The 26,228-nt window shown below is 66.8% G+C and carries 25 protein-coding genes; 16 read left to right on the top strand and 9 right to left on the bottom strand.

Annotation, left to right across the window (positions count from 1 at the left end):
- Positions 1-86: 86 nt before the first annotated feature.
- Together ACZ5PO_RS32295 and ACZ5PO_RS32290 are read right to left on the bottom strand one after the other, a co-directional pair.
- Entirely contained in the window at positions 87-1,820 is a 1,734-nt protein-coding gene (locus ACZ5PO_RS32295) for a thiamine pyrophosphate-binding protein (protein WP_464186659.1), read from the bottom strand.
- A 100-nt stretch (positions 1,821-1,920) separates the two neighbouring features.
- Positions 1,921-3,480 (bottom strand): class I adenylate-forming enzyme family protein, encoded by a 1,560-nt coding sequence (locus ACZ5PO_RS32290; protein ID WP_464186657.1) that lies wholly within the window; start codon positions 3,478-3,480, stop codon positions 1,921-1,923.
- A gap of 177 nt (positions 3,481-3,657) precedes the next feature.
- Here ACZ5PO_RS32290 and ACZ5PO_RS32285 point away from each other — a divergent pair, with 177 nt between their 5' ends.
- From ACZ5PO_RS32285 to ACZ5PO_RS32275, 3 genes are read left to right on the top strand one after another with little or no spacing between them, the layout of a single operon-like run.
- A complete protein-coding gene (locus tag ACZ5PO_RS32285; RefSeq protein WP_464186655.1) occupies positions 3,658-4,686 on the top strand; it encodes a TRAP transporter substrate-binding protein in 1,029 nt (342 codons plus the stop codon).
- Between the two features lie 10 nt (positions 4,687-4,696).
- Complete coding sequence (locus ACZ5PO_RS32280) at positions 4,697-6,553, top strand: TRAP transporter large permease (protein WP_464186653.1); 1,857 nt, start codon at positions 4,697-4,699, stop codon at positions 6,551-6,553.
- Positions 6,554-6,581: 28 nt separating this feature from the next.
- Positions 6,582-7,376, top strand: coding sequence for a GntR family transcriptional regulator (locus ACZ5PO_RS32275; RefSeq protein WP_464186651.1), 795 nt, complete (start codon positions 6,582-6,584; stop codon positions 7,374-7,376).
- A 59-nt stretch (positions 7,377-7,435) separates the two neighbouring features.
- Here ACZ5PO_RS32275 and ACZ5PO_RS32270 read toward each other — a convergent pair whose 3' ends face one another.
- Positions 7,436-8,665, bottom strand: a complete 1,230-nt coding sequence (locus tag ACZ5PO_RS32270; protein WP_464186649.1) for an acetyl-CoA C-acetyltransferase — start codon at positions 8,663-8,665, stop codon at positions 7,436-7,438.
- Positions 8,666-8,913: 248 nt separating this feature from the next.
- Here ACZ5PO_RS32270 and ACZ5PO_RS32265 point away from each other — a divergent pair, with 248 nt between their 5' ends.
- Together ACZ5PO_RS32265 and ACZ5PO_RS32260 are read left to right on the top strand one after the other, a co-directional pair.
- Entirely contained in the window at positions 8,914-9,087 is a 174-nt protein-coding gene (locus ACZ5PO_RS32265; protein ID WP_464186647.1) for a hypothetical protein, read from the top strand.
- A gap of 272 nt (positions 9,088-9,359) precedes the next feature.
- Entirely contained in the window at positions 9,360-11,558 is a 2,199-nt protein-coding gene (locus ACZ5PO_RS32260) for a TonB-dependent receptor (protein WP_464186645.1), read from the top strand.
- A gap of 133 nt (positions 11,559-11,691) precedes the next feature.
- On the opposite strand, the gene ACZ5PO_RS32255 is transcribed toward ACZ5PO_RS32260, so the two are convergent.
- Positions 11,692-12,780 (bottom strand): class I SAM-dependent methyltransferase, encoded by a 1,089-nt coding sequence (locus ACZ5PO_RS32255; protein ID WP_464186644.1) that lies wholly within the window; start codon positions 12,778-12,780, stop codon positions 11,692-11,694.
- A gap of 618 nt (positions 12,781-13,398) precedes the next feature.
- On the opposite strand from ACZ5PO_RS32255, the gene ACZ5PO_RS32250 reads away from it, so the two are divergent.
- Complete coding sequence (locus ACZ5PO_RS32250; RefSeq protein WP_464186643.1) at positions 13,399-14,169, top strand: hypothetical protein; 771 nt, start codon at positions 13,399-13,401, stop codon at positions 14,167-14,169.
- Positions 14,170-14,189: 20 nt separating this feature from the next.
- Here ACZ5PO_RS32250 and pdxR read toward each other — a convergent pair whose 3' ends face one another.
- A complete protein-coding gene (gene pdxR, locus ACZ5PO_RS32245) occupies positions 14,190-15,668 on the bottom strand; it encodes a MocR-like pyridoxine biosynthesis transcription factor PdxR (RefSeq protein WP_464186642.1) in 1,479 nt (492 codons plus the stop codon).
- A gap of 117 nt (positions 15,669-15,785) precedes the next feature.
- On the opposite strand from pdxR, the gene ACZ5PO_RS32240 reads away from it, so the two are divergent.
- The 5 genes from ACZ5PO_RS32240 to ACZ5PO_RS32220 all read left to right on the top strand — a co-directional run bounded on the left by ACZ5PO_RS32240 (position 15,786) and on the right by ACZ5PO_RS32220 (position 19,138).
- Positions 15,786-16,478, top strand: coding sequence for a pyridoxamine 5'-phosphate oxidase family protein (locus tag ACZ5PO_RS32240; RefSeq protein ID WP_464186641.1), 693 nt, complete (start codon positions 15,786-15,788; stop codon positions 16,476-16,478).
- Positions 16,479-16,744: 266 nt separating this feature from the next.
- Complete coding sequence (locus tag ACZ5PO_RS32235) at positions 16,745-17,023, top strand: hypothetical protein (protein ID WP_464186640.1); 279 nt, start codon at positions 16,745-16,747, stop codon at positions 17,021-17,023.
- Between the two features lie 116 nt (positions 17,024-17,139).
- Complete coding sequence (locus ACZ5PO_RS32230) at positions 17,140-17,328, top strand: hypothetical protein (protein WP_464186639.1); 189 nt, start codon at positions 17,140-17,142, stop codon at positions 17,326-17,328.
- A 202-nt stretch (positions 17,329-17,530) separates the two neighbouring features.
- On the top strand, positions 17,531-17,974 hold the full coding sequence (locus ACZ5PO_RS32225) for an acyl-CoA thioesterase (RefSeq protein WP_464186637.1): 444 nt from the start codon (positions 17,531-17,533) through the stop codon (positions 17,972-17,974).
- A gap of 537 nt (positions 17,975-18,511) precedes the next feature.
- Entirely contained in the window at positions 18,512-19,138 is a 627-nt protein-coding gene (locus tag ACZ5PO_RS32220) for a response regulator transcription factor (protein ID WP_464186635.1), read from the top strand.
- Between the two features lie 104 nt (positions 19,139-19,242).
- Here the strand turns inward: ACZ5PO_RS32220 and ACZ5PO_RS32215 are convergent, their stop codons facing one another.
- Complete coding sequence (locus ACZ5PO_RS32215) at positions 19,243-19,470, bottom strand: hypothetical protein (protein ID WP_464186633.1); 228 nt, start codon at positions 19,468-19,470, stop codon at positions 19,243-19,245.
- Between the two features lie 335 nt (positions 19,471-19,805).
- On the opposite strand from ACZ5PO_RS32215, the gene ACZ5PO_RS32210 reads away from it, so the two are divergent.
- Together ACZ5PO_RS32210 and ACZ5PO_RS32205 are read left to right on the top strand one after the other, a co-directional pair.
- On the top strand, positions 19,806-20,597 hold the full coding sequence (locus tag ACZ5PO_RS32210) for a LuxR C-terminal-related transcriptional regulator (RefSeq protein ID WP_464186631.1): 792 nt from the start codon (positions 19,806-19,808) through the stop codon (positions 20,595-20,597).
- Between the two features lie 240 nt (positions 20,598-20,837).
- Positions 20,838-21,257: a DUF983 domain-containing protein gene (locus ACZ5PO_RS32205; RefSeq protein ID WP_464186629.1), complete on the top strand. Its 420-nt coding sequence runs from the start codon at positions 20,838-20,840 to the stop codon at positions 21,255-21,257.
- Positions 21,258-21,515: 258 nt separating this feature from the next.
- On the opposite strand, the gene ACZ5PO_RS32200 is transcribed toward ACZ5PO_RS32205, so the two are convergent.
- On the bottom strand, positions 21,516-21,737 hold the full coding sequence (locus tag ACZ5PO_RS32200) for a hypothetical protein (protein ID WP_464186627.1): 222 nt from the start codon (positions 21,735-21,737) through the stop codon (positions 21,516-21,518).
- 519 nt (positions 21,738-22,256) lie between these two features.
- Here ACZ5PO_RS32200 and ACZ5PO_RS32195 point away from each other — a divergent pair.
- Positions 22,257-22,901, top strand: a complete 645-nt coding sequence (locus tag ACZ5PO_RS32195; protein WP_464186626.1) for an FkbM family methyltransferase — start codon at positions 22,257-22,259, stop codon at positions 22,899-22,901.
- Positions 22,902-22,964: 63 nt separating this feature from the next.
- Here ACZ5PO_RS32195 and ACZ5PO_RS32190 read toward each other — a convergent pair whose 3' ends face one another.
- Entirely contained in the window at positions 22,965-23,198 is a 234-nt protein-coding gene (locus ACZ5PO_RS32190) for a hypothetical protein (protein ID WP_464186625.1), read from the bottom strand.
- A gap of 639 nt (positions 23,199-23,837) precedes the next feature.
- Between ACZ5PO_RS32190 and ACZ5PO_RS32185 the strand changes: the two genes are divergently transcribed.
- Positions 23,838-24,077, top strand: coding sequence for a hypothetical protein (locus tag ACZ5PO_RS32185; protein ID WP_464186623.1), 240 nt, complete (start codon positions 23,838-23,840; stop codon positions 24,075-24,077).
- A gap of 280 nt (positions 24,078-24,357) precedes the next feature.
- A complete protein-coding gene (locus ACZ5PO_RS32180) occupies positions 24,358-24,729 on the top strand; it encodes a hypothetical protein (RefSeq protein WP_464186621.1) in 372 nt (123 codons plus the stop codon).
- Between the two features lie 90 nt (positions 24,730-24,819).
- Here the strand turns inward: ACZ5PO_RS32180 and ACZ5PO_RS32175 are convergent, their stop codons facing one another.
- Positions 24,820-25,818 (bottom strand): Hint domain-containing protein, encoded by a 999-nt coding sequence (locus tag ACZ5PO_RS32175; protein ID WP_464186619.1) that lies wholly within the window; start codon positions 25,816-25,818, stop codon positions 24,820-24,822.
- Between the last annotated feature and the right edge of the window lie 410 nt (positions 25,819-26,228).

Raw genomic sequence — 26,228 nt, 5'->3', positions numbered from 1 at the left:
GTTGAATATTGCCCCGAGGCCCAATTGTCAACCGATCGGTTTAATGATCGGGCCTCGCGGTCCGATCCGGCCGACGGCACATGAGCTCAGGCGCCGGCCTCGGCTCCGCTGCGCCATAGCCGTTCCAGCCGGTCCCACTCGCCCAGGACATGGGTGTCGAAGCCGTAGGCCAGGCCCAGGCTGGCATCGGACGACACGGCCTCGGGCGTGACGAGCACATCGAGGAGCACGGGGCCCGCGGTTGCGAACGCGATGTCCAGCGCCTTGTCCAGGTCTGCCGCCCGTTCGACGCGGATGGCGGCGACGCCGAGGGCGCGCGCCATCGTCGCATAGTCGGAATGGGCCAGGCGGGTACCGACGACGCGATGGTAGTTCTCGATCTGGTCGTGCACTTCGATCTGCCAGGCGCCGTTGTTGGCGACGACGAACTTGACCGGCGCGTTGAAGCGGGCAGCGGTATCGAGCTCCATGGCATTGAAGCCGAACGAGCCGTCGCCGGACACCACCACCACCTGCTCGTGGCGGCCGGTCAGCGCCGCGGCGATGCCAAAGGGGACGCCCACGCCGAGGCAGCCGAACGAGCCGGGATCCAGATAGTACCGGCTCGTCAGTGCCACACGGGCGAAGCTCAGGATGTCGCCGCCGTCCGCGATCACCAGCGCGTCGGGCGCCAAGCGCTGCTGGAGGGCGCCGAGCATGCGGTTGGGGTGCATGAGGCCGTCGCTTCCGTCGGCCGCCGTCGCCAATTTCGTCGCCAGCGCTCGGCTGCGCTCCTGATGCTTGCGTCGCAGCCCGGCGACCCACTCCGAGCCTTGGGCCGGTGCGTGGGCCACGCCGAGCATGGCTTCCAGCACGGCTCCGGCATCGGCCAGGATCTCGACCGCGCCGCGCCGGTTGTCGCGCAGCTCGCCGGGGCTGTCGGCAATGCGGATCCATTGCGCCGACGGAAACACCGCCGGCGAGCCGTAGGCCAATTGGAAGTCCAGCTTGCGCCCCAGGGTGACGATCACGTCGGCCTCGCGCATGGCGGTGCTGCGCATGGCGGCCACGACCGCGGGATGGTCGGGCGAGATCAGCCCCTTGCTCTCGCCGGTATCGAGGTAGGCGGCGCCGAAGCGCTCCAGGAACAGCGGCAGTGCGGCGGCCGCCCGCCTGGCGCCCCGGCCGGCGATCACGAGGGGGCGCTCCGCCGAGCGCAAGAGGTCGACGGCGCGCGCCACGTCCGCCGTGGCCGGGTATTGCAGCGGCCGGCTGCGCACGGCCAGCCGCTCCGGCAGCAGCAGGGCGGGGGGCACCTCGGCGCGCAGGGTGTCGAGAGGAAAGTCGAGAAAAGCCGGCCCGGGCTCGTTGCCCTCGCCCAGCGCCCGGCACACGGCCTCGTCGAGCTCCTGCAGCACCAGCGTGGGCTCGCGTACGGTGCGGGCGTAGCGCGTGACCGAGCGCAGCAGGTCGGGATGGTCCAGATCCTGGATACAGCCTCGATTCTCCTGCTGGCGTGGGGCCGTGCCCGAGAGAACGAGCACCGGCGCCCGGCTGACCGAGGCATTGACGATGCCGGTCATGGCGTTGGTCACGCCGGGGCCGGCCGTGACCAGCGCGACGCCGATCTCGCCCGTCAGCTCGGCGTGCGCGTGCGCCATGTGTACCGCCGCCCGCTCGTCGCGCACGTCCACGATCGGGATGCCGGCGAGGTCGCACCGCATCATGATCGGCATGATGTGGCCGCCGCAGAGCGTGAACAGCCGGGTGATCCCTTTTGCCTTCAGATAACGGGCAATGACGGCTGCGACGGACTGGTCCGACAGAGCTTGCGCGGCCATGGCGCTCCTCCGCTCGAATGATTTGCGTTCGAATGATTTCGGCTTCGCCGGCGCGAAGTGGGCAGCGCGGCTCCCGTGGCGCCCTGGGAGCCGCGGACGGTCAGACCAGCGTGCGCTCGCGCCCCTGCCAGAAGCGCGCCCGCACGTCGCGCCGGAGCACCTTGCCGACCGGCGAGCGGGGCAGATCCGGCCAGAACTCGACACTCTTGGGCGTCTGCACCCCGCCCAGCTGATCGCGGCAGATGCGGATGATCTCGTCGGCGCTCGCCTGGCCGCCGGGGCGCAGCATCACCACCGCCTTGACGGCCTCGCCCCATTTCTCGTCCGGCACGCCGACGACGGCGCAATCCTGTACCGCCGGATGGGTGAAGATCGCCTGCTCGATCGGCCCTGGGAAGACATTGAAGCCGCCGGTCACGATCATCTCCCGCTTGCGGTCGACGATGTAGACGAAGCCCTCGTCGTCCTTGCGCCCGATATCGCCGGTCAGGACCCAGCCGTCGCGGCGGGCCTGCACGGTGGCCTCGGCGTTCTCATAGTAGCCGATCATCTGGAAGTCGCCGCCGATGGCGATCTCGCCCGGCTCGTCGGGACCGAGCTCGTTGCCCTCGCCGTCGACGATCTTGAGCGAGGTGAAGGGCGTCGGGCGGCCGCAGCTCGCCAGGCGCTCGGGCCGCTCCCGGAGCGCCCGCGCATGCTCCTGCTTGGAGAAATACGTGCCGATGAAGTGGCCCGCCTCGGCCTGGCCGTAGGTCTGCACCATGACCGGGCCGAACACCTCCATCGCCTGCCTGAGCTTGGTGACCGACATGGGCGCTGCCGCATACACGAAGTATTCCAGAGACGAATAGTCGTGCTCGCGCACGCTGGGCTCCGCCAGCAGCATGTAGACGGCGGTCGGCGGCAGGAAGAGATGGGTGACGCGATGCCGGCCGATCGCCTCCAGCACGGCCCGCGCGTCGAAGCCGTGCATGATGACCTGCGTGGCGCCCACGGCCAGCAGGGGAAACGCGAGCGCCCCTGCCGCGTGCGTCATCGGTGAGACAATGAGGTGGACCGGCGGCGTCGCCGTCGGCATCGACGCCAGCACGTTCGCCGCGCACATGGTCCAGGTCAGGTGCGAATGAACCACGCCCTTGGGCTTGCCTGTGGTGCCGCCCGACCCAAAAATCGCCGCGGCCCCCAGCGGGTCGTGCACCAGGGGCGGAGCCTTCCGCGGCGGCGCGGCGAGCCAGTCCGCGACGGATAGATCCATGCCGGCGTCCGGCTGGCCGTCGATCAAGACGAAGTGGCGCAGCTTCGGGCATTCGCTGCGAATCGCCGCGATGTGGCCGGTTTCGTCCGAGTGATAAAGCAGGACTTCGACATCACTCTGGTTCAGCTGATAGATGATTTCGGCAATGGCGTTGCGTGCATTCATCGGCGCCCAGACGGCGCCGCTGCGCCACACCCCCATGATGACCTCAAACGTCGGCGCGGCGTTCGGGCTGAGGGTGGAGACCTTGGTGTCGGGGCCGACGCCGAGGTCGAGCAGGCCGCAGGCGATCTGATGCGAGGCGGACTGCACCTGGGCGTAGGTGCGGCGCAGCTCGCCATCCAGGAGGCAGGTGCGGCCCGGCCAGAGCGCGGTTCCGCGATCGAGAAAGTCAATCAGGCGCATCGCATCCTCCATCCGATGTGCGCGACAATTGTAGACTAAAATGTCCTACATTTATGCCCTTCATAAATGTCTTTAGGCTTGAGTCAAGGCGGGCTGCCGCCTATGGTCGGGCCAGCTCGACCGACGCCGAGCACGCATCCGCGCAACGAAAATTCGCACAGAGAGGGAGGACGCCAGATGTCCGAGCAGATCAGCCGGCGGCAGTTCGGCCGCACCGCAATCGCCGCCGCGGCCGGCGCGCTCGCCGCCCCTGCGGTCTGGAGCCGGCCGGCTCGAGCCGCCGAGTTCACCATCCGCTACGCCAACAACGCGCCGATCAACTTCCCGACCAATGTTCGGGCTCGCGAGGCGGCAGCCAAGATCAAGGCGGCGACGGACGGACAGGTCAACATTCTGATCTTTCCCAACAACCAGCTCGGCGGCGACCCCGAGATGCTGTCGCAGGTACGCAACGGGGCAATCCAGATGTATGCGGTGCCCGGCCTTCTGGCGCAGAGCATCGTGCCCGATGCCGGCATCCATTGCCTGGCCTTCGCCTTCAGGAGCTACGACGAGCTCTGGCCGGCCATCGACGGCGACCTCGGGAAGTTCATCTGTGCGTCGATGGACAAGATGGGCATCAAGACGATGACCACGGCCATGGACAACGGCTTCCGGCAGGTGACGTCCCGCGACCGCACCATCACCGTTCCCTCCGACCTCGCCGGCTTCAAGATCCGCACCGCCGCCTTTCCCATGATGATTTCGCTGTTCGAGCACCTTGGTGCGGCGACGACGACCGTGAGCATCAAGGAGACCTACGCGGCGCTGCAGACGAAGCTCGTCGACGGCCAGGAAAACCCGCTGCCTGCCATCGACGTGCTCAAGTTCTACGAAGTCCAGAAGCGCTGCGCCCTGACAAATCATACCTGGGACGGCTTCTGGTACGGCATCAACGCCGAGTACTGGGACAAGCTGCCGAGCAACGTTCAGAGTGTCGTCGAGGCGCGGCTGAACGAGGCGGCGAAGCTGCAGCGGCAAGACATCGCCGCGCAGAACGACAAGGTCCGCAAAGATCTCACGGCGCGCGGCATGGTGTTCAACGATGCCAAGGTCGACGATTTCCGCGCCAAGCTGCGCGCCGCGGGTTTCTACGAGAAATGGCGCGGCTCCTACAGCCAGGAGGCCTGGAGCAAGCTCGAGCAGGCTGTCGGCAAGCTGACCTGAGGCGGATGCCATGGACACACGCGTCGACGTGAACGCGGGCCACATCGGCCCGCAGCGGCGGGCCGACGAGCTCGCCGGCGCCGTCGAAACCGGCCTGTTTCGATGCGTCGAAGCCGCTGCCGCAATCCTGCTCGCGTGCGAGGTCGTGCTGCTCTTCGGCGGCGTGCTGGCGCGCTACGTGTTCAAGGCGCCGCTGCTCTGGTCCGACGAACTGGCGGTGCTGCTGCTGCTGTGGATCGGTATGCTCGGCGCAGTGATCGCCGTGCACAGAAACCAGCACATGCGTCTCACAGTGCTGATCGACAAGGCCGGCCCACGCTGGCAACGACGCCTGGAGGCGATCGCGGGCGTCTTCTCCATCGCCCTGCTGGCCATCCTGTTCGTGCCGTCGCTGACGCTGATCCACGAGCATTGGGATGTCATGACGCCGACCTTGCGCATCCGCGACGGCACGCGGCTCGTGGCGCTCACCGTCGGCATTGTGCTGCTCGCCGCGGCGTTCGCGCTGCGGCTGCTGCGCCAGTCGAGCGTACCGGACATCGGCGTGGCGTGCCTGGCCGTCGCCGCCGTCGCCGGCGGCGTCTGGCTGGCGCAGCCGGCGCTGGCGCTCATCGGCAATTGGAACCTCATGGTGTTCTTCGTCGTCGGCGTCTGCGCGCTGATCCTGATCGGGGTGCCGATCGCCTTCGCCTTCGGGCTGGCGACGGTGGCCTATCTGGCGAGCACCAGCGCGGTGCCCCTGACCATCGTTGCCGCCCGCATGGATGCCGGGATTTCGGATCTGCTGCTGCTGGCCATCCCCCTGTTCGTGGTGCTGGGGCTGCTGATCGACCTGACGGGCATGTCGCGGGTGCTGGTCAATCTGCTGGCCAGCGTGCTCGGCCATATCCGCGGGGGCCTTTCGTTCAGCCTGATCGGCGCGGTCTTCCTGGTGTCCGGCATCTCCGGATCGAAAGCCGCCGACATCGCCGCGATCGCGCCGGTGATGGTTCCGGAAATGCGCAAACGCGGCTACCAGCCGGGCGAGTTGATCGCCTTGATGAGCTCGTCGGCGGCGGCGTCGGAGACGATTCCACCGAGCCTGGTGCTGATCGCGCTCGGCGCCGTCGCCGGCGTGTCGATCGCCTCGCTGTTTGCCGCCGGCCTGTTCCCTGCCGCCATCGCCGGCCTGTTCCTGGCGGTGGTCGCCTATCTGCGCGCCCGCCGCATGGATACCGACCTGCCGCAGCGAGCGTCGCTGCGGGCGATCGGCGACGCCTTCCTCAAGGCGCTGCCGGCGCTCATCCTGCCGTTCGTCATCCGCGCCGCCGTCGTGGAGGGGATCGCCACGGCGACGGAGGTGGCCACCGTCGGCATCGTCTACGCACTGGCCGTCGGCTTGCTCGTCTACCGGGTGCGCGAATGGCGCCGCATCGTCGAGCTCCTGGTGCTCAGCGCCAGTCTCAGCGGCTCGATCCTGATCATCCTCGGCATGGCGACGGCGATGGCGTGGGCCCTGACCCAGTCCGGCTTCGGCCAGGAGATGATCGACCTGGTCGCGGCCGTGCCGGGCGGGCGATTCGGCTTCCTGCTCATATCGATCATCATCTTCATGCTGCTCGGCAGCCTGCTGGAGGGCTTGCCGGCGCTCGTCCTGCTCGCCCCCCTGATGTTTCCCGCGGCACAGGCGATGGGCATCGACGACGTCAACTATGCGATGGTGATCATCCTGGCGATGGGATTGGGGCTGTTCGCCCCGCCGTTCGGCGTCGGCTATTACATGACCTGCGCCATCGCGGGCCTGCCGGCCGACGCGGGCGTCAAGGCGGTGTGGCCGTACCTCGGAACCTTGCTGCTTGCGATCGTCGCGGTGGGGCTGCTATGCTAGGGTATCTATCTGATTTACGAGCATTTTCTTGTCCCGGTCCGTTCGTACGATTGCACCTGGAGCCCCATCGCGCGCGCTCCGTTCCGACGCTGCATCGCAATCCGCCAAGCCGCTTCGTAAGAAGACGGACGGTGCGGCCAATGCCGGGCAGAACGGCTCAGGCTCTGAAGGCGAACCGAGCAGTGCGCCGGATATCGTCTACGAGCATATCCTGGAAGGGCTCTATCGCGGCCAGTATGCCCCGGGACAACGGCTGATCGAGGCCGACATTTCGAGGCGCTGCGGGGTCAGCCGGGGGCCCATACGGGAGGCCTTCCGACGCCTGGCCGGAGAGGGGCTGCTGTCGCTCACGCTCAACCGTGGCGCCTATGTGCGATCGCTGACGGTGGCCGAGGCGCTGGACACGCTGATCGTGGTCGAGGCGCTGCTGCGCACCACGGCGCGGCTCGCCGCCGCGCGGATCGATGAAGGCAACAACCGGGAGATCTACACACGATCGGCCCGCGCTTTCCTCAACTTCCAGCGGACCGGGGACCTGAGGGCCTATATCGAGGCGCGCGCGACGTTGACGACGAGCATGCTGGAGGTCGCCGGCAATGCCGAGCTCACGCGCGTCATGTCCGTCATCAACATGACCTTGCTGCGCGTACACTTCATTCCGTTCGGCGGGGAGTTCGAACAGCGGCGCGCCGGACAGTACCAGGCGATCGTCGAGGCCGTGCTGGCCGGCGATCCCGCGGCGGCGGAACGGGCTGTCAGCCGGCACGTGCGAAGCGTATCGGCGGATATCGTCAAGATGTTCGGCTCAGGCACCGGCAACTAGGTTCCGGCCGTCTCGCCGGATGGCCGGGCCAAAGCCCGGCCACCATGGGTGCCAGCGGCTCAGGCGCGCTCGAACACCGCGGCGATGCCCTGGCCGCCGCCGATGCACATGGTCTCGAGGCCGTAACGGCCGTCGCGGCGCTTCAGCTCGCGCAACAGATTGGCCAGGATGCGGCCGCCGGTGGCGCCGATCGGATGACCCAGGGAGATGCCGGAGCCGTTGACGTTCAGCCGCTCGTGCAGGGGCGACTGCTCGGGCCAGTGCCAGCCCTTGAGCACGGCCAGCACCTGCGAGGCGAAGGCCTCGTTCAGCTCCACCAGGTCGATATCGTCCCAGGTCAGGCCCGTGCGCGCGAACAGGCGCTCCACCGCCGGCACCGGGCCGATGCCCATCCGCGAGGGCTCGCAGCCTGCCGCTGCCCAGGCTACGAACCAGCCCATGGGATCGAGGTTCAACTCGGCGAGCTTGTCTTCGGCGACCACCAGGCAGGCGGCCGCCGCGTCGTTCTGCTGACTGGCGTTGCCGGCGGTGACGACGCCGCCCTTCTCGATCGCCTTCAACTGGCCGAGGCTCTCCGGCGTGGCGTCGGCACGGATACCCTCGTCGCGATCGAACACGATCGGGTCGCCGCGGCGCTGCGGCACGCTGACCGGCACCAGCTCGTCATTGAACTTGCCCTCCGTCCAGGCCGCAGCGGCGCGCCTGTGGCTCGCCGCGGCGTAGACATCGCATTCCTCGCGGGAAATGCCGTAGTCCTTGGCTAGGTTCTCGGCCGTCTCGATCATGCCGGTGATGACGCCGAAACGGCTGACCGGCTGGCTCATCACCCGGCCGCGCGTCAACCGGTCATGCAGCGTGACCGATCCCGAACGGGCGCCGCCGCGCATGTCGGTCGAGTAGTACTCGACGTTGCTCATGCTCTCGACGCCGCCGGCGACGACCACGTCGGCGGCGCCGGTCTGCACCATCATGGCGGCGTCGATGATGGCCTGCAGGCCCGAGCCGCAGCGGCGGTCGAGCTGATAACCGGGGACGGAGATCGGCAGGCCCGCGGCCAGCAGCGACCAGCGCGCGATGCAGGGCGCCTCGCCGCTGCCGTAGCCCTGGGCGAAGACGACGTCGTCGATCCGCTCCGGATCGATCTTGGTGCGCTCGACCAGCGCCTTGAGGATCACGGCGCCAAGGTCGCCCGCGGGCATGCTGGCGAGACCGCCTTGAAACTTGCCGACGGCGGTGCGCAGCGGCGTCACGATCGCGGCACGACGAAGACCATTGGGCTGAGGACTCATGATGGCTGTTCCCATGCGGGCTCGCCGGAACGCAGCGCCGGCGGCGAAGGACATGCTGGAATCTGCCCCGTTTCGTCTCGGGGTCAAGGCGACGGCGTCGATCCGGCAGGCTCGGCGCGTACTGCCCGACGGCACCGGGGAGGTCAAGCGGCAGCCCGGCCTGGCAGCGGCCGGGCTGCTGCTGTCGGCGGAAAGTCGCCACCTTCGCGCCGTATCTCCGACGGCAGCCGTCCCTGCCGGAGTGCGACATGAAGAACCCCTGGATGAGTGCGTGGCTGAGCGGCGCCAATGCGATCGCCGGCCGAGCCCGTGGCGTCTGGATGAGAGAGGCACGCAAGCAGCAATCGAAGGCTGCCGCCGACGCTCGCAAGCGCATCGCGGCATTCTGGGGCCTCGCGCCCAAGAAGAGGCGGCGCAGCTGATCGAGCGAATGCGCCCCTCCATCGCACCCGTCGGAGGCGCGCGCAGGGCGTAATTCGGCCGAGGGCCGCCATGTCCGGACGGTCGACGTTGCAGTCCGGAGACCGGTCAGACCGCGGGGCGGCCGCGGCATGACACGCCCTCGATGTTCTGAAAGCCGCTCTGGGCGTTGCGGAAATGCCGCACCGTATCGCCCAAGCTGCACGTCCGGCTCCAACCATGTTGACGACGGTCCTTTGATTGCAACGTAATAACATTGCATTTGGAGGTATCGATGTCGTTCAGCAGGTTTCACCGTCTCGGTCTGGTCGCGTCGCTTGGCGCACCGTTCAGCTGCGCCGCCGGCGTGGCACTGGGCCAGGACGTTTCGCTGCCGGAGATCACGGTGAGCGCCCCGAGCCCGGTCGTGGCGCCGTCTGCAGCGCTGACGTCTCCGGTCGAGGTGCCGGCGGGCCTGCTCGTAGTGCCGAGCCGCACGTTCGCGCCGGTGACGGTGGTTGAGCAGGACGAGATCGCGCGTAACCAGTATTCGACTCTGGGCGACGTGACCTTCAGCAAGCCGGGGACGACGTCGACCACCTTCGCCCCCGGCGCGAGCCGGCCGGTCATCCGCGGCCTCGACAATTTTCGCGTCCGGCTACAGGAGAACGGGCTCAACGCCTTCGACGTGTCGAGCTTCGGCGAGGACCACGGTGTCCCGATCAATCCGCTGACCGCCGACCGGATCGAGATCATCCGCGGGCCGGCGACGCTGCGCTTCGGGTCGCAGGCGATCGGCGGCGTCGTCGACGTCGCCAATAACCGGGTGCCGAGCGCGCTGCCGCCGGGCGGCATCACCGCGCGCGCCACCGGCGGCGTCAACTCGGTCAACCGCGGCTACGATACGGCCGGCACGATCGATGCCGGCGCGGGCAACGTCGCCGTTCACGCCGACTATTTCGCCCAGAAGGGCGGCGACTACCGCATCCCCGGCGGCACCCAGGCGAACTCGGCCTACGACACGCGGGGGGCGGCCATCGGCGGCTCGGTGATCCTCGACAGCGGCTTCGCCGGCGTGGCCTATTCGCACGTGAACAGCATCTACGAGGTCCCGGGCGGTGAAGCGGCGGCCAATCGCACGCGCATCGACATGGTCCAGGACAAGGTGGTGGCGAAGGGCGAGATCCGGCCGCCCAGCGAGTATATCGACGCCATCCGCTTCTGGGCCGGCGCCTCCAACTATAGGCACTACGAGATCGGCGCGGCGCACGGGGGGGAGGGCGGCCACGACCACGATCACGACCACGACCACGAGGAGGGACCGCTGGCGGCCCTCGGCGACCAGATCCACAGCACGTTCAAAAACCAGGAGCAGGAGGCGCGGGTCGAGGTCCAGCATAAGACCTTCACTACGCCGTTGGGCGCACTCAGCGGCTCTGTCGGCGTACAGATGGCGCACCAGAGCCTCGGCACCTCGGGCGAGGCGGGCGGGCTGATCGCGCCGGCCCAGACCAAGACCGGAGCCCTCTACCTGTTCGAGGAGCTGGCGCTGACCGATACCTTGAAGCTGCAGGCAGCCGGCCGCATCGAACGGGCGAGCATCAGCGGCACCGCCGACATCTTCCCCGGCGACTACCTGCCGACGGGCGACGATCCGCTGCCGACGCAGCACCGCAACCGCGAGTTCGCGCCCAAGAGCGTCAGTGCCGGCATCCTCAAGGTGCTGCCGTGGTGGAACATCGTGGCGACGCTGAACGCCCAGTACGTGGAGCGGGCGCCCGCCGCGCCCGAATTGTTCTCCAAGGGGCCGCACGAGGCCTCGGGCACCTTCGAGATCGGCAATCCCAACCTGAATATCGAGCGGGCCCGAACCGTGGAGTTCAGCCTGAAGAAGGGTGACGGCCCGTTCCGTTTCGAGGCGAGCGTTTACTACACGAAATTTTCGGGCTTCATCTACAAGCGCCTGACCGGCATCAGCTGCGGCGAGACCTTTTCGAGCTGCGGCATCGAGGACGAGTTCACCCAGGTCGCCTACTCGCAGCAGAACGCCACCTTCAAGGGCGCCGAATTCATCGGTCAGTACGACGTGATGCCGCTCGGCGCCGGTGTCGTCGGCGTCGAAGGGCAGTACGACATCGTGCACGCCAAGTTCGCCGACGGCACCTATGTGCCGCGGCTGCCGCCGCAGCGGCTGGGCGGGGCGGTCTATTTCCGCAGCGAGGAGTGGTTCGCCAAGGTCGGCCTGCTGCACGCCTACGCCCAGAACGACGTGGCGCCCTACGAGACACGGACGCCGGGCTACAATCTGCTGAAGGCCGAGATCAACTATACGCGCAAGCTCGCCGCCAATCAGCTCGGCCTTACCGAGGTCAGCTTCGGCGTCGTCGGCGACAACCTGCTCAACGACGACATCCGCAACAGCGTCTCCTTCAAGAAGGACGAGGTGCTGCTGCCCGGCCGCGGTGTGAAGGCCTACGCGTCGGTGCGGTTCTAGAGCATTTCGCACTTGGATGAGATCATCCAAGTGCAGAGAAATGCTCATAACTTTTTGAATCTGAAGCGCTTTTCTGCGATCGGGCGGAGCCGCCCGATCGCAAGGCGCTCGCGGGGCCGCTGCGGCCGCCGGCTCAGAGGCGTGCCTCGAGCACCATGTTGAACGGCGTGCTGGCGGCGGTGCGGACCTTGCCGAAGCCGCCGCTCGCCATCACCTGTCCCAGGCGCGCGGGGCCGGCCTGGGCGCCGAGCGCCAGCCCGACCTCCTGGGCCATGGAGGCGGGCGTGCACACCATGGTGGACGCGGCGTAATACACCCGGCCGATGGGGTTGAGGTTATCCTCGACACGGTCGCCGGCCTGGGGCTCGACGATCATCCAGGTTCCGTCGCCCTTCAACTGCGAGCGGACGTGGGAGGCGACGCCCACGGGGTCACCCATGTCGTGCAAGCAGTCGAAGCAGCAGACGAGGTCGTAGCCGCCGCCGTCGAAATCCTTGGCGGACGCTTGCTGGAACTCGACCCGATCGGCGAGGCCAGTCCGCGCGGCGGTTCCCCGCGCGACCTCCACGGAGGGGAGATGGTAGTCGAAGCCGCGGAACCGCGACTTGGGGAAGGCGGCCGCCATGATCATGGTCGACGCCCCGTGACCGCAGCCGACGTCGGCGACGAGCGCGCCGGCCGCAAGCTTGTCCACCACGCCGTCGAGGCTCGGCAGCCACTCCTGGACCAGAAAGGCCCGGTAGGTCGTCTTGAAGAAGCGCTCAGTGCCCCGGAACAGGCATTCGTGGTGCTCGTGCCAGCCAAGGCCGCGGCCCGACCGGAAGGCCTGGGCGACCTTGGGCTGATCGCGATAGGCGGCGGCCACGACATCGTAGGCGGCCGCCAGGAACGCCGGTCCGCCCTCGTCGGCCAGCACCATCGCTTCCTCCGGGCCCAGCAGATAGGTGCCGTCGACCGGATTGAACCCGACGTACCCCGACGCGGCCTGGGCGGCGAGCCACTCCTGCACCATTCTCGCGTTGGTTCCGGTACGGCGGGCGAGCTCGACAGGGCCGATGGGGCCCGACCGGGCCATCTCGCGATAGAGCCCGAGCTCGTCGCCCAGCATCACCAGCGCCCCCGTCATGCTGGCGCCGACGTCACCCAGCATCTTGCCGAGGAAGGCTTGCAGTTTGGCGTCGTCCACCGGTGCCGTTGCCGTGGCGGTCTGTTCCGTTGCCATGGTGTCCTCCCCTTTGTCGGGCCGATCGTGCGGCGACCGGCCTGGATGCGAGAGTGGAACGGGAAAGCGGCGCCCGTCGGGCCGCGGACGGCGGCGGAACGCACCTTCGAGGTTCAGCTCAAGCGGCTGAGTGATGGTTTCGCGCCGAATGCTCCCGGGCGGAATATCGTTGCGGCATTGATCAGCGTGCCGCTTCGATGCAATTCGCAGGAGCAAAGTCGTCATTCACAGTCGGTGCATGTGCCGAAGAGCGAGCGTCCAGCTCGTCATTAGAGGGCATCTGCCCTCCGCTGCGGCGCCTGGTTCACCGCGACGGGCGGACGTCCGAGATGACGACCCCGGCGGTTTGCGCCGTGGCGCGCGGGGCTGGCGTCCAACTGCTGAGCGCCTCGCAAGGCAGGCAGAGCACAGCTGTAACTAAAATGGCTCAGTCGACCAAAACCCCAGGCCGCAAACCGGCCGACAATTCCAAACCCATGCGGCTCATGGCAAATACTTGCATCGGATGATCCTGAAGGCTGCCGCGTCGTGACAAACTCCTGGAACGAGGCCCGTCAGAGGCCGAGCAGACTGCTCAATTTGTCTCGACTGATATGTGCTGTGGTTGCGGGCGTCGTGATGGCGGCCGCCCTGGCGCCGGGCGCCGGGCGTGCGGCCGACCTGCCCGCCGTGCAGGAGCCCGCACCGCTGGCGCCCGCAGCTCTGGGCACGGGCTGGGTGTTCTCCGTATCCGCCTACGGCTGGGCGTCGGGGATCGACGGCCGGATGCGCACGCTGCCGCCGCTGCCGACCGCCAACGTCCATATCACGTTCGATCAGGTGCTGAAGAACTTCGGCGGCGCGCTCATGGGCGTCGCGGAGTTGCGCAACGGCCGGTTCATCCTGTTCACGGACCTGATCTTCGCTCGCATCCATCCTGATGGCAATTTCAGGTTCCGCGGCTTCCCCGGTGAGGCCAAGCTCGACAGCGTCACCTTCTCCGCTCTCGGTGCGGCTGGATATCGGGTGTTTGACGATCCCCGGTTCTTTTTTGATGTTTTTGCCGGTGTCAGGGGATTTTACGCGGACAACGAGCTGAAGCTTCGGGTCGGCCCGTTGCCGAACATCGGCTACGGCAAGGACGAAACCTGGGCGGTGCCTGCGGTGGGCGCCCGGCTGCGCGTCAACTTCGACGAGCACTGGTTCATGAACGCGATCGGCTTCGTGGGCGCGGCCGACGTCAAGTCTAATTACTACTGGGACGCCTACGCCGGGCTTGGCTATGCCTTCAACGAGCGCTATTCGGCGTTTGCCGGCTATCGCGTGATGAAGGTCAACTATGAGCACGGCAACTTCATCTACGACGTCGTGCAGAGCGGCCCGCTCCTGGGTGTCAATATCCGTTTCTAGCACCGCGGCGGGGGGCCTCGTCAGGCGGCCTCTGCCGTCGCGAGCGTTCGCGCCAGCAGGGCAATGCCGCGCTCGATCTCGGCTTCGTCGAGGGCTGCGTAGCCGAGCACGAGCCCGGCCCTGGGCGGCGGCTCGACATAGTAGGATGTGACCGGGTAGACACCGACGTCGCTCGCCTCGGCACGGGCGACCAGAGCCGGCAAGTCGGCGCTGGTGATGCCGTTCAGCCAGAGCACCAGGTGCAGCCCGGCGTTGGCGCCCTGCATCTCGACGCGGTCGCCGAACTCGCGTTGCACCGCGGCGATCAGGGCGGCGCGCCGGCGGCCGTTGCGCGTGCGAGCCCGCCGCAGGTGGCGCTCGAAATGGCCTTCGGCGATGAAGTCGGTGAGCACATCCTGCTGGAGGGTCGAGGTGTGCCGGTCGGCGAGCAGCTTGATCGCGCGCAGCGCCCCCACGAGCGGCGGCGGCACCACGAGATAGCCGAGCCGCAGCGCCGGATACAGCGTCTTCGACAGGGTGCCGAGGTAGATCACCTGGCCCGAGCGGTCGAGCGCCTGGACGGCCTCGATCGGACGGCCGTCGTAGCGGAATTCGCTGTCGTAGTCGTCCTCCACCACGTAGCAGCCCGCCGCCTTCGCCCAGGCGAGCAGCGCCAGCCGGCGCGCCAGCGGCATCACCGCGCCGCTGGGGAACTGGTGCGAGGGCGTGACGTGGACCAGCCGGGCGCGCCTGGCCATGGGCGGCAGCCCGTCGGGCCTCAGGCCATCGGCATCGACGTCGGCGAGAACGAGGCGGGCGCCGGCCGCGCGGAACACCTCCCGCGCCCCGGGGTAGCTCGGCTCCTCGAGCACCACCACGTCGCCAGGGTCGAGCAACGCCCGTGCCACCAAGTCGAGCCCCTGCTGGGAGCCGTTGACGATGATGACCTGCTCGGGGCTGCAGCGCACGCCGCGCGCGCGGCCGAGGTAGTCGGCAATGGCGGACCGCAGCGCGACGCGGCCTTCCGGCGCGCCGTAGGCAAAGGTGTCGGCGGGAGCATCGCGAGCCCGCCGCGTCAGCAGGCGGCGCCAGATCGCGAAGGGGAACTCGTGGATGCCGGGCAGCCCGTAACGGAAATCGTAGCGTAGGGGCCGGGGGCGCGGAACGAGCGGCGATTGCCACATCTGCGCGCGCTGGGCGTAGGCGGAGAGCCCGAAGGCGGTCTGGTCGGCCGGCGCTCCGCCGGCGTCGGGCGTTGGCCCGCGCAGCTCGATCGGCCGATCGGGCAGTTCGTCGGCGACGAAGGTGCCCGCGCCGACATGGCCGACGACGTAGCCTTCCGCCTGCAACTGCTCGTAGGCCTGCAGCACCGTGTTGCGCGCCACGCTGAGCTCGCGCGCCGAGGCGCGCGTGGACGCGAGCCGCATGCCGGCTGGCAGCGTGCCGCTCAGGATCATCTGGCGCACGGCGCGGTAGATCTGCTGATAGGTGGGACCGACCCCGTCGAGCGCCACGAGCACCGGAATGGCTCCATTGTTTGGCCGGTAATCGGCTCTTTCCTGGGGCCGCTCCAGCCGGCACTGTCGCTGCATCGAAAACCGCGCCAACGGCGCGCCTTGATCCGCGAATGGTGAACCATGGACCGCAGCACGTACAAGAGGGATGGCGAGCTGAGGACGGACAGAGTCACCGTTCGACGCAGACCGCAGCGGGGCTTCTACGACTACGAGACGGTGGCGGCGATCCTCGACGAGACCTTCCTCTGCCATCTCGGCTTCGTCGCAGACGGACAGCCCTACGTCATTCCGACGAGCTTCGGACGGGATGGAAAGCGGCTCTACATTCACGGCTCGGCAGCCAGCCGCACGCTGCGCCACCTGAGTCGCGCCGTGCCGGTGTGCGTGACCGTGACCCTGCTCGACGGCCTGGTGCTCGCTCGCTCGGCCTTCAATCATTCCATGAACTACCGGTCGGTCGTCATCCTCGGTCAGGCGGACCTGGTCGAGGGCGAGGAGAAGCTGCGGGCCCTGGAGATCATGTCCGATCACATCATCCCGGGACGCTGGGCAGAGGTGCGCGGGCCGACCGAGCCGGAGATGCGGGCGACGAGCGTCCTCAAGGTCGACGTCGCGGAGGCCTCCGCCAAAGTCCGCAGCGGGCCGCCGCTCGACGACGAGGAGGATCTCGCTTGGCCATGCTGGGCCGGCGAGCTGCCCTTCACGGTCGAAAGCCGTCCGCCGATCCCGGACCCGAAGCTGTCCTCCGCTGTGTCGGCGCCGGCCTACGTGACCCGCTACGCTCGCGTCGCGCGGTCGGATAGTGCCGGGTAGCCGCTGCCCCGCACCGGCGGTCAAGCCGTCGCTTGCCGCCCCGACAGGCTCGGTGACGAGGCGAGCCGACTGCATCCGCAGAGGTAACGGTGCTGTCCCACTACGTCTTTTTGGCGATATTAAATAACTGTTGTGCGGCTATGCCTTATCGAAGGTGCTGAATTATTACTTCACAATGCAGGTTTCGCTGGATCTAATTCCCGCGCAAATTCCACAAACCACGTTTCAGGGGAGGCGGCGATGCGGATGAACGCCGGCGCATCCGGATGACGGTGCGCAGCAATTCAAGAATCGTGCTGAAATGCCCCAGATGCGGGCGTGAAGGCGTCGCGCGTCTCTCTCGCGCGGACGCCTTGGCGTATCTGGAAGGCGACACGGAAGCGAGCATCGGTCACGTGCCGCAGGGTTTCATGATCGTGCTTCGCGAGAGCTGGCACGCCGAGATCGATGTCGTCTGCGCCGCGGACGATGTGTCGGCCATCGTGACGCCGCTCCGGCCGGTCGCTCTCGCCGGCGAGGCGCCGGGCAGCCTGCGGCGCGGCTAGAGCGCTTTGTGATTGGGTGGAATCACCCAATCACAAGAGAAGCGCTCCAGATTCAAAAGTTTAGGGGCATTTCTCTGCCATTGGATGGGCCCGTCTAATGGCAGAGAAATGCTCTAGTGGGGCTCGGGCAATTCGCTTCTGCGGCGCCCCGCGGTGGTACGCATCTCGGGCCGCTCCATGCCCATCCCGGCGGCAACCTGCCGTATGGCTGCGTCGGCGTGGGCGCCCTGTGCGGCGGTGCCGATGAAGACCGCCTCGTCATGAACACGGACATCACCGCCGGCCAGAGCGGCCGCCACGGCTGAGCCGGCCCCGTCACGCCCGCTGATCGGGCGGCCTTGCGACCCTATCTTCGAATTGGGGCATGCCGAAGCCGCGGCGCGGCCGGCCGAGGCGGGCTCCCTCGGACCAGCGCTGCCGCGGGGTTGCGGCCTCGTCGGAACAGCTCAGTCCGGTCATGCCTGGCTTTCGGTAGCGAACGATCGCGATCGGCGATAAGAGCGGGGCATGAAGAAGCCCGATCCTGCCCGCCTCGACCCGGCGATCTACCCCCACGCCGTCGAAATCAGCACGCGTTTCGGCGACATGGACGCCAACCGCCACCTGAACAACGTTGCCTATGCGCGGTTCTTCGAGGAGGCGCGGGTGCGGTTCAACGCCGACCTACTCAACGGCCCGGACGGCGAGCGGCTGCCGGAGCTCGGACAGCAGCGGATCATGGTCGCCGCGGTCCAGATCGCCTATCTGCACGAGGGCCGCTACGGACCGCTGGTGAGGATCGGTATCGGTGTCAGCCGAATCGGCAACAGCTCGTTCGAGATGGGCGCGGCTGCCTTCCAGGACGGGCGATGCATCGCAACCCACGATGTCATTATCGCCGCTAGCGGCCGGGATGGCGGCTTGCCGCAGGTGCTGAAGGCAAGGCTCGAGGAGCGGATGCTGCGGCTCTAGCTGCCGTATCGGCTGCAGGCGCGGGGCGACCGACCTTCGCCCGCACACCGACGTGACCGCGGTTGCCGGCCTATGCGGGCATTGGTGTCCGACGGGGCGACAGCTGTGACGCTGCTTGTGGCGCGCCTGCCGGGCGAGGCGCGGTGCAGGACGAGGGCCGAACGACACGGCCCGCCGGCAGACGCGAGGCGTTCTTCCCGACCGACGGCCGATTGTTGGCGCGGCAAAATAACGCGTGGAAAACTAGGTCCGTCGCCTTATGTCCATTGTTTCGTGTTGAAGGCGGGCGTGCTGCTGCCTACGACCACACCCGTGTTGTCCTCATGGATTGTCGAATCGAGTAACGCAAAATGTGATTTGAGTTGTGATTTTTGTTGAGTATAATATACACTGGGGTGAACTTTTAATCGTTTTGAGTGTTGCTGGATGGCCACTTTTTTCAGAGCGCGCCTCTCGACGCTCGGCTTGACTAACGATGCCAATCCGCCGGGAACGTGCACGGCTCTGATCGAGGATCGGACTTTTTTTCGCGAGTGCGTGCTGGCCTCACTTCGGGCCAATGAACCGGAGCGCGAGTTCGTCGCCTTCGAGAGTGTGGCCGAATGGGTGCGGAGCGCCGACGCCGCGAGGACATCGCTGCTGATCCTGTGGACGTCGGCGCGATCGGCGACCGCGGATGCGGTCTTCAGCGAGCGGCTGCGCCAAGTGGTGGAGCGGCCGGGGTCTCCGCCGGTCGCCGTCATGTCGGATTGCGAAGATGCAGAGCTGATCGCCCACGTCATTAACGGCGGAGCGCGTGCCTTCCTGCCCACGGCCAGCATGGGCCTCGAGATCGCCGCCAAGGTGCTGGAGCTCGTACGCTCAGGCGGAACCTTCATCCCGGCGAGCACGCTCGTCGCGGCGCCGGCGACCGGCAACGGCGACACGGCCGCCAGTTCCTCCGAGGCGACCCAGCTTCTCTCCCCGCGCCAGCTCGCGGTGGCGAAGGCCATGAGCCGAGGGCTCTCGAACAAGCTGATCGCCCATGAGCTGGCCATGTCGGAGGGCACGGTCAAGGTGCACGTCAAGCACATCATGCGGAAGCTCAACGCCAGGAACCGGACGGAAGTCGCCATCCGGATACGTGAGGCGGATGACGGTCTTGCCGAACGGGCCGTGGGCTAACTGCCGGGGGCCAGCGTGCAGAGACGGCCTGAGCTGATCGGGTCCACCCGATCAGGACGCGCTCGAGCCGCAGAAGTGGATCTGGTCGCTCACCCGCGCGGCGCTCACACCGCTGAACCGGATGCGCCAGGAGCTGTTGCGGAAGTCGTAGGCAGCAGGTCGTCGCTGCCGGCATTGCTGCGCGGCGCGTCGGCGCTCTGGGCGCCCTCTTTGATGTAGTCGCTGCCGCAGCCGTTGATCATGTCGTTGCCGACCTCACCGCAGAGGCAGGAAACAGCGACATAGCCGTCGGGCAGGATCCAGTCATCGCCGTCGCCGCCCAAGGCGTCCATGTAGCGGGTATCAGCCTGCTACAGATGTCGTCGCCGCCGCCGTAGGCGACGAAGCCGGCGTTGTTCTTGTCCAGACGGTCGCTGGCCGGACGCTGTACTGGTCGAAGTTGGCATTGCTATGCTGGTCGCCGTTTTCGGCGCCACCATAGCAGGTCATAGGCTCCTGCTCCGCAGAGAGCATCCGGTCGCACGGCTGCATCAGGCGCCGCTAACACTTCTGCCGGCAGATATCGTTAGCCACGCACGGGCGCAATTGATCTGGCGCAATGTCCGGATCGATCGGAAATGTACATGTGCGTACTTGCGTGTGGCCAGGAGGCTTTCGCTGGGACAGCTTGGGCACGCGCCGATCGGAGGCTGCCGTCGCGAGGGTAGGGGTAGTGACTGAAGCTTCGGACGGCGACCATGGCGTGCAAACAGGGCCAGCCGTGGAGAATAGCGGAGCGCGTCCGGCGATTCTCGGACGGCCGTGCACGGTTCTCATCGAAGGCCGGCCCCTCATTCGCGAATGTGTCCTGGCCTCGCTGCGTGCGCTGGAACCGGATCACGACTTTCTGGCCTTCGACGGGGTCGATGCGTGGGCCCGAAGCGCAGATGCGTCCAGGACCTCACTGGTCATTCTATGCATGCTCGCGCCGCCCACCCAGCCGGCCGCGGACGTCGTGCTCAGTGGCTGGCTGCGGCAGGTCCTGGAGCGGCCCAACCATCCGCCGGTCGCGGTCATATCCGACTATGAAAGCGCTGATTTGGCTGCCTTCGCTCTGACGAGCGGGGCATGTGCCTTCCTGTCCGCCGCCATGCTCCCGCAAGTGATGGTCAAGGTCCTGGCCATCCTGCGAGCCGGCGGAACCTTCGTCCCGACCAGCGTGCTCTCGGCTATGGCGCCGGATGGCCGCGGTCGCTCGCGCGCCCAAGACTTGGCCGAGCTGCTGTCTCCGCGAGAGCTCGCCGTCGCGAGCGCCCTCAGCAAGGGACGGCCGAACAAGGCCATCGCTCATGAGCTCGGTCTCACCGAGAGCTCCGTCAGAGGACACGTGAGAACCGTGCTGCGCAAGCTCAAGGCAAGGAACCGCACGGAAGCAGCCTTTCTCCTGCGGGACCAGGCAGGGCGCTCGCGGCCGCACTGACGCTGGCAGCCGCCGGCTGATCTCGCGCAGGAGAAAGCTGACATCATCGCCAGGACGATGCCGGCGCCCCAAACTCGCCGGGTCCACCGGCCGCTTCGGAAGCGGCCGCGCAGGCAATTGACTGCATGTGCGCCGGTGCGTCAGAGGCCCACATTGATCCATTCATTCATCCATACGATATGGTGCAATGTCGTTAGCTTGAATGGAACGTGCGCAAGGTGAGCCTTGCAGGAGGCATCGATGCAGGTGGCAAGATCCGCTTTTCAGGCAGATTGGCCCGTCCTGTCCCCACTCCGGACGGGTTTGCGCGGGCGGTGTCCGCGGTGTGGAGAGGGGCGTCTGTTCCGCGGGTTCCTGAAGCTGCGCGACAAATGTGAGGTCTGCGGCCTGGACTACGGGTTCGCCGACCCGGCCGACGGCCCTGCATTCTTCGTCATGATGTTCGCCTGCATTCCTTCGGTCGTGTTCGCGCTCTGGATCGAGACGCAATACGAGCCACCGCTGTGGGTGCACCTCGTGACCAGCCTGCCCGTGCTGCTACTCACCTGTATCCCGCCGCTGCGGCCATTGAAGGGTTGGCTTGTTGCAAGTCAGTTCTTCTACAAGGCGGAGGAGGGGCGCCTGGCCGTGCCGGTGCGCAAGGCGACGGCAACAGAGTAAGGGGCTCACGACGTCGGCGGTCATGCTGGGCAGCCAGCCGGCGACGGCGCGCCCACGGCCAGCGTCAGCGCGTGATGCTCGAACTCGATGGGGCGACAAGTGAAGCGCAGTTCGGCTAGGCAAGACGGGAGATGGCGGCGCCGTTGACCAGCGCGCCGGCCCGCCCGATCGCGCTTTCGGCCGCCGTGACGTGATGGGGCGAGACGGAGAGATCCTGGGTCTGGCCCCCCGCGACCTGAGCGCTGGCTGGCGTGGCGGCTACTTCCCGCTCATCAGTTCCAGCGCGCCTGACATGCGCGTCGCAAGGTCACCGAACGTCGCCTCAATCGTCTTCCTGGACAGGCCGCCTGCCTCGGCCTCGGCCAGGCACGCGGATACGAGCCGCTGCGTGTCCGGCGTGCCGGGCCGGGGCTCGTGGAACAGTGGGTGAACATTATCGGAGATCCAAGTCTCCACGAATTCGGCTGCCTTGTCGCTCATCGGTTCCCCCGTTGCTTTGCTGGCTCGCCGCCCGGCGTACGAGCCCCCCTCGCAAAGTCTGCTCCCAACCTGGGAGCGGATCGACAGGGTACCCGCGTAACGGACGTTCGCAGGCCCCAAGATCAAGTGTACCGCCAACGCTGCGATGCACAATCGTTTTGATGCGTTGCGAAGCGAATTTCGTGGTCGTCGCCAGCGCCTGGGGTTGTGCAGCCGGGCCCGCCGCCGCGCTCCATAGCTGGGCATGGGCCGCGCGGTAAGGCGCGGAGCGCGATCGGGCGCCGGCGGCCACCTCCAGCTCTGCCGGTCGCGGCTCCCCTGCCGGTCTCGCGATCAGCCGCGCTGCGGAGACTCTCGGCCCACCGTCGCATGCAGCCGGCGGCAGCCGAGCGCCGCGAGCGGCCGAGTACAAGCTAGTCGTTTAACCATCGTCAATAGCCAACGAAGAGTTGCATTCGGCTTGATCGATGCGTTATTGTTACAAATCTCAGCAAGAAGGCCATAGAGAGGAGGTGCAGAATGCAGCGCGTGTCCTATGCGCAGACCGGCCAGGACGTTTTGACCGAATATCTCCTTAGGAAGCATCGCAGGATTCCTCAAGAAAAGGACTATAAGGGTACTTACGTCGATGTCGGCGCTTGTTATCCGGTTCGTGTATCAAATACATATTACTTTTACGAGCGGGGATGGAACGGGGTTTGCGTGGACGCCAATCCGGACGCGGCAGACGAATTCACGGCAAAGCGGCCCCGAGATTACTTCGATACTGTTGCCATCAGCGATCGGGAAGCCGACCTGCCGTTTTATATCTTTCGCAACCCGCAGCTCAATTGCTTCGACGCGAACCGGAAGCGAAGGATGTCCGATCATTTCGTGCGAGAAGTTACTGTCCGATCGCGCCCCTTGTCGGCCGTCATTGCCGATAGCCCTCTGTCTGACAGAGAGATCGATTTCATGTCCATCGATACCGAGGGCCACGAGCTGAACGTGTTGCGGTCGTTGGACTTCGAGCGGCACGCCCCGACCCTCATCCTGCTCGAGTGCATTGCGGACGTGGGACAGGCGCCGTCGTTGCCGCAGATCAAGTATCTTATCGACAAGGGCTACAAGCTGATCGCCCATACGGGGCATGATGCCTTCATGCTGCGCAATCTGGACGGATGATCGGGCAACCGTGCGGCCTTGGATCTTGGGCGGCGCGTGGCCGTTCTGAGGTCGCTCGCGTCGTCAAAGGGCGGTAAGGTCGCTTGTTTGCGAAGAGCCTGGACTCAGTGCCGGCTGGCGTTTCTCGACGGCTGACAGCGCCTGCCGCGCGACCAGCACGGGGTCATAGACCCCGTTGGCAATCTGCATGAGGGCCGCGTGGCAGAGCGCGAGGTTGGCCGCCTGCGGTTCGATGTTGTTTGGTGTGTCGCTTGCTGGCTCGGTCAAGCTTGGGCCGTTGGTGCGGTAGATGGTCATGTTGGGTTCCCCGCGCTCGTGCCGGTGCAACACGGCCATGCGCTTGTCTCAACCCGGCCGTCGTCAGCTTGTTCCTAGGTTTAGAATACGGCTGACGGTTCGACGTAAGCGGACCCCGCGCGGGTGGCTCCGCGCCCGGTTGGTAAAGCACAAGCCCCACCATCGGTGACGAGGCCGGTCGGGCCTCTGCCTCGTCGTTTTTTGCCACAGCTCGGGAGTTGCGCAGCCGGCTCCACCGAAAAGCCGGTCGCCGCCCGCATCGCCCTTCGCTCGCGCGCGACAGCTGGCCGGCCGACTTGGCGCCCGGCGGCTCCAGTTCCCGATGCGGCCGTCGCGCCCTCCGAACAGGGCCTCATCCGCGGCTCAGGTGTCGCAGCGGCTGCGGGTGACATTCGATGGCGGGCGGTCTTGCGAGGCCCTTGACAGTCCGGACCGAATCTGCGTATTCTAACCACGATGAAGATTTGCGCCCGGGACTGAATGTCGCCGGGCGTTTTGATTCTGACGCCTGAGGCGGCGGCGGAGGCAAGCGTGAGCCATGCCGCCGGCGCTCGTGCGGCCATCGTCTCACGCCGAAGCGTGCGCCTCTGGAATATGCTCTTGTCGGCCCCATCTCATGGCATAGAGGAGGAGAGTCCCATGCGCATTTTCGGAACCACGGCCGCTGCTCTGGCCCTTGCCTTGTCCACCTCGGCTGTCATGGCGCAGTCGGTCGCGTGGCGCGCACAGCAGCCGACGTGGTCTTACGACAGCTATCAGCGGGTCTACCCCAACGGCCAAGTTTGCGAGCGGATCTGCCCCGGCGACACCCAGCCGTGCGATCCTATCAACTTCAAGATCGCCGACGGGCGTTGCAACCCCAACATCCCCAGCAGGTAAGCTCGATCGGGTCGCGGGCCCGGCCGCTCGCGACTGTTGAGGTGTTGAACGAAGGGGCTGCCATCTCCCGGTGCCGGCCCCCGTTCATGTGGAGGCCGGGGCTGCACGCAGTCCCTCGGCGCCACGACGATGCCATGACCGCCCGCTGACTGGATCCCGCTGCGCCATCATGCCCCCACTCCCGAATCGCCGTCATGAGGGCTTCGCTCAGGCGCTGGCTCGGGGACGGAACGCCGCCGAGGCTTACTCCGAAGCGGGCTACAAGACTCGTGACGAGACCATGGCGGCCAAGCGCGGCGCATGCCTCGTCGGTGACGCCACCGTCGCGCGGCGCGTCGCCGAGATCAAGGACGGGGCGGCCACCAGCGCGGACACAGCAGCCGCACCCGACATGTCCGCCCCAGTCACCGTCGATACTCTGATTGCAGAGGCCGAACACGTGCGCCGCCTGGCGCTCGAGGCGGGCCGCTTCGCTGATGCGATCGCCGCCATCAAGGAGAAGGGGGTGCTCGCCGGGGTCCGCGTCGAAAAGCGCGACGCCGGGGCTCCGGTCGATCCGAAGTCGCTGAGCGACGAGGAGCTTGCGCTCATCGCCCGTGGCGGCTCCGACAATGCTACTCCGCCTGCGACGGCGAAGGAGATCCCGGACTGACGGGCATACCTGTCGCTTTTGCGACCGCGCAGGCGAGCCGCAGGTCGTCAGGCTCCGTCGTCTGGGCCTCGTCGCTGAACGGCGCGGCGCCTACGCTGCTTGTTCTGCGACGAAGCCCAGAGCGGGATGATTTATCTTCGAATCATCATCCCGCGCTAAGTCTTTATTTTGAGCATGATCTTGTCCAAAAACCGGTGCCCACTTTTTGGTATCATGCTCTAGTGCCGCGGCGCGGACCGCGAGGCGCTCGCGGATGGCGCGGGACAGCTGACGCGCCGATTTCACGCGCGGCAACTCCATCTCGTCGATGTGAGCCTCGTGCTCGCCGAACAAGGCCGCGTACTCGGCATAGTTGTCGAACCTCCGCCGGGTGACGTTGTCGACGAAGGTTTCTGCCACGGCGCCCTCGGCGAGCACCAGGGCATGGTCCTCAAGCTCGATATGGTAGTAGGCGAAGTGGGCGTCGGGCGCGCTCACGCGCGTGATACTGGTGCCGTTGACGAGGGCGGCGGCCTGCACCAGGACGCCGTCGACCAGCAGCGCGTGATCGGGCGAAAGGTAGAGGTCGCGGGTCGGCACGGCTTCGTCCAGCGCGCCGGCGGCGATGCGGACGGGGTAGCTGCGCAGAGGCTCGGCGAACAGCGCGGCGATGGTCTGCCGGCCGATCCAGCGCACCGGCCGGGTCTCGCCGCCTGCGGTCAGCACCAGGTCGCCGGCGACGAGGTCCTCGACTCGCCGATCGCCGATCGGCGTGGCAACCAGAGTGCCCGCCAGGAAGCAGACCACGAACGGATCGCTTTGGACTGGAAAATCCCCCGACGCCTGGCTGTTGGAGAAGTAGAAATACTGGCCGTTGCTCGCGTGGGCAACAAAGCCGTCGGCGGTGTGCCCGACATACGTCATATTGTCGAAGCTCGGGCCCATGCTGAGCGCCGTGGCGTCGATGCTGTCACTCGCCGCGAACGTATTGCTGCTGCTATCGCCGTCGGTCGATGAATAGCCGCGCGCGAAGTTGGCGTTCGTCACGTGAAAGGTGCCGTCACCGTTCAGGGTGACGCGCGCGATATAGTCGCTGCTGAATGTAGCCATCTCGTACCCCCTGAACGTGGTGACAACGCAAGCAGACGAACCCCCTCGCTGCTTGCCGGGTAGACTTGGTTGGAAGATTTCGTGAAAGATTTCGCCCGGGCTGGGTCACGCGACCCTTGCGCACAAGCAACGTGTGTTCGCCGATGACGTATCGTGACCTATCTCAGGTCGCATACGTCCTGCAAAATTCATTCAAGCTCAGGCAGTGTTGCCGGACATCGAGGATTAGAATTCTTCGAAGCAATATAGCTGCCGGATAGGATCTCGCCTTCTCCCGAAATGGGGGTATGACCTGGGCTTTGTTTGGTACCTCGGAGGAGATCATCGGCAGCGGATTGGCTGCCTCGAAGGTGGTAGCCGATGCTGACATGCCGGGCCTCCCACCGGCACCAACCCCAACGTGGCAGGGC

It is taken from the genome of Chelatococcus sp. KU-N122 (genome assembly GCF_055391085.1).
This window is presented reverse-complemented; position numbering and strand designations above follow the sequence as displayed.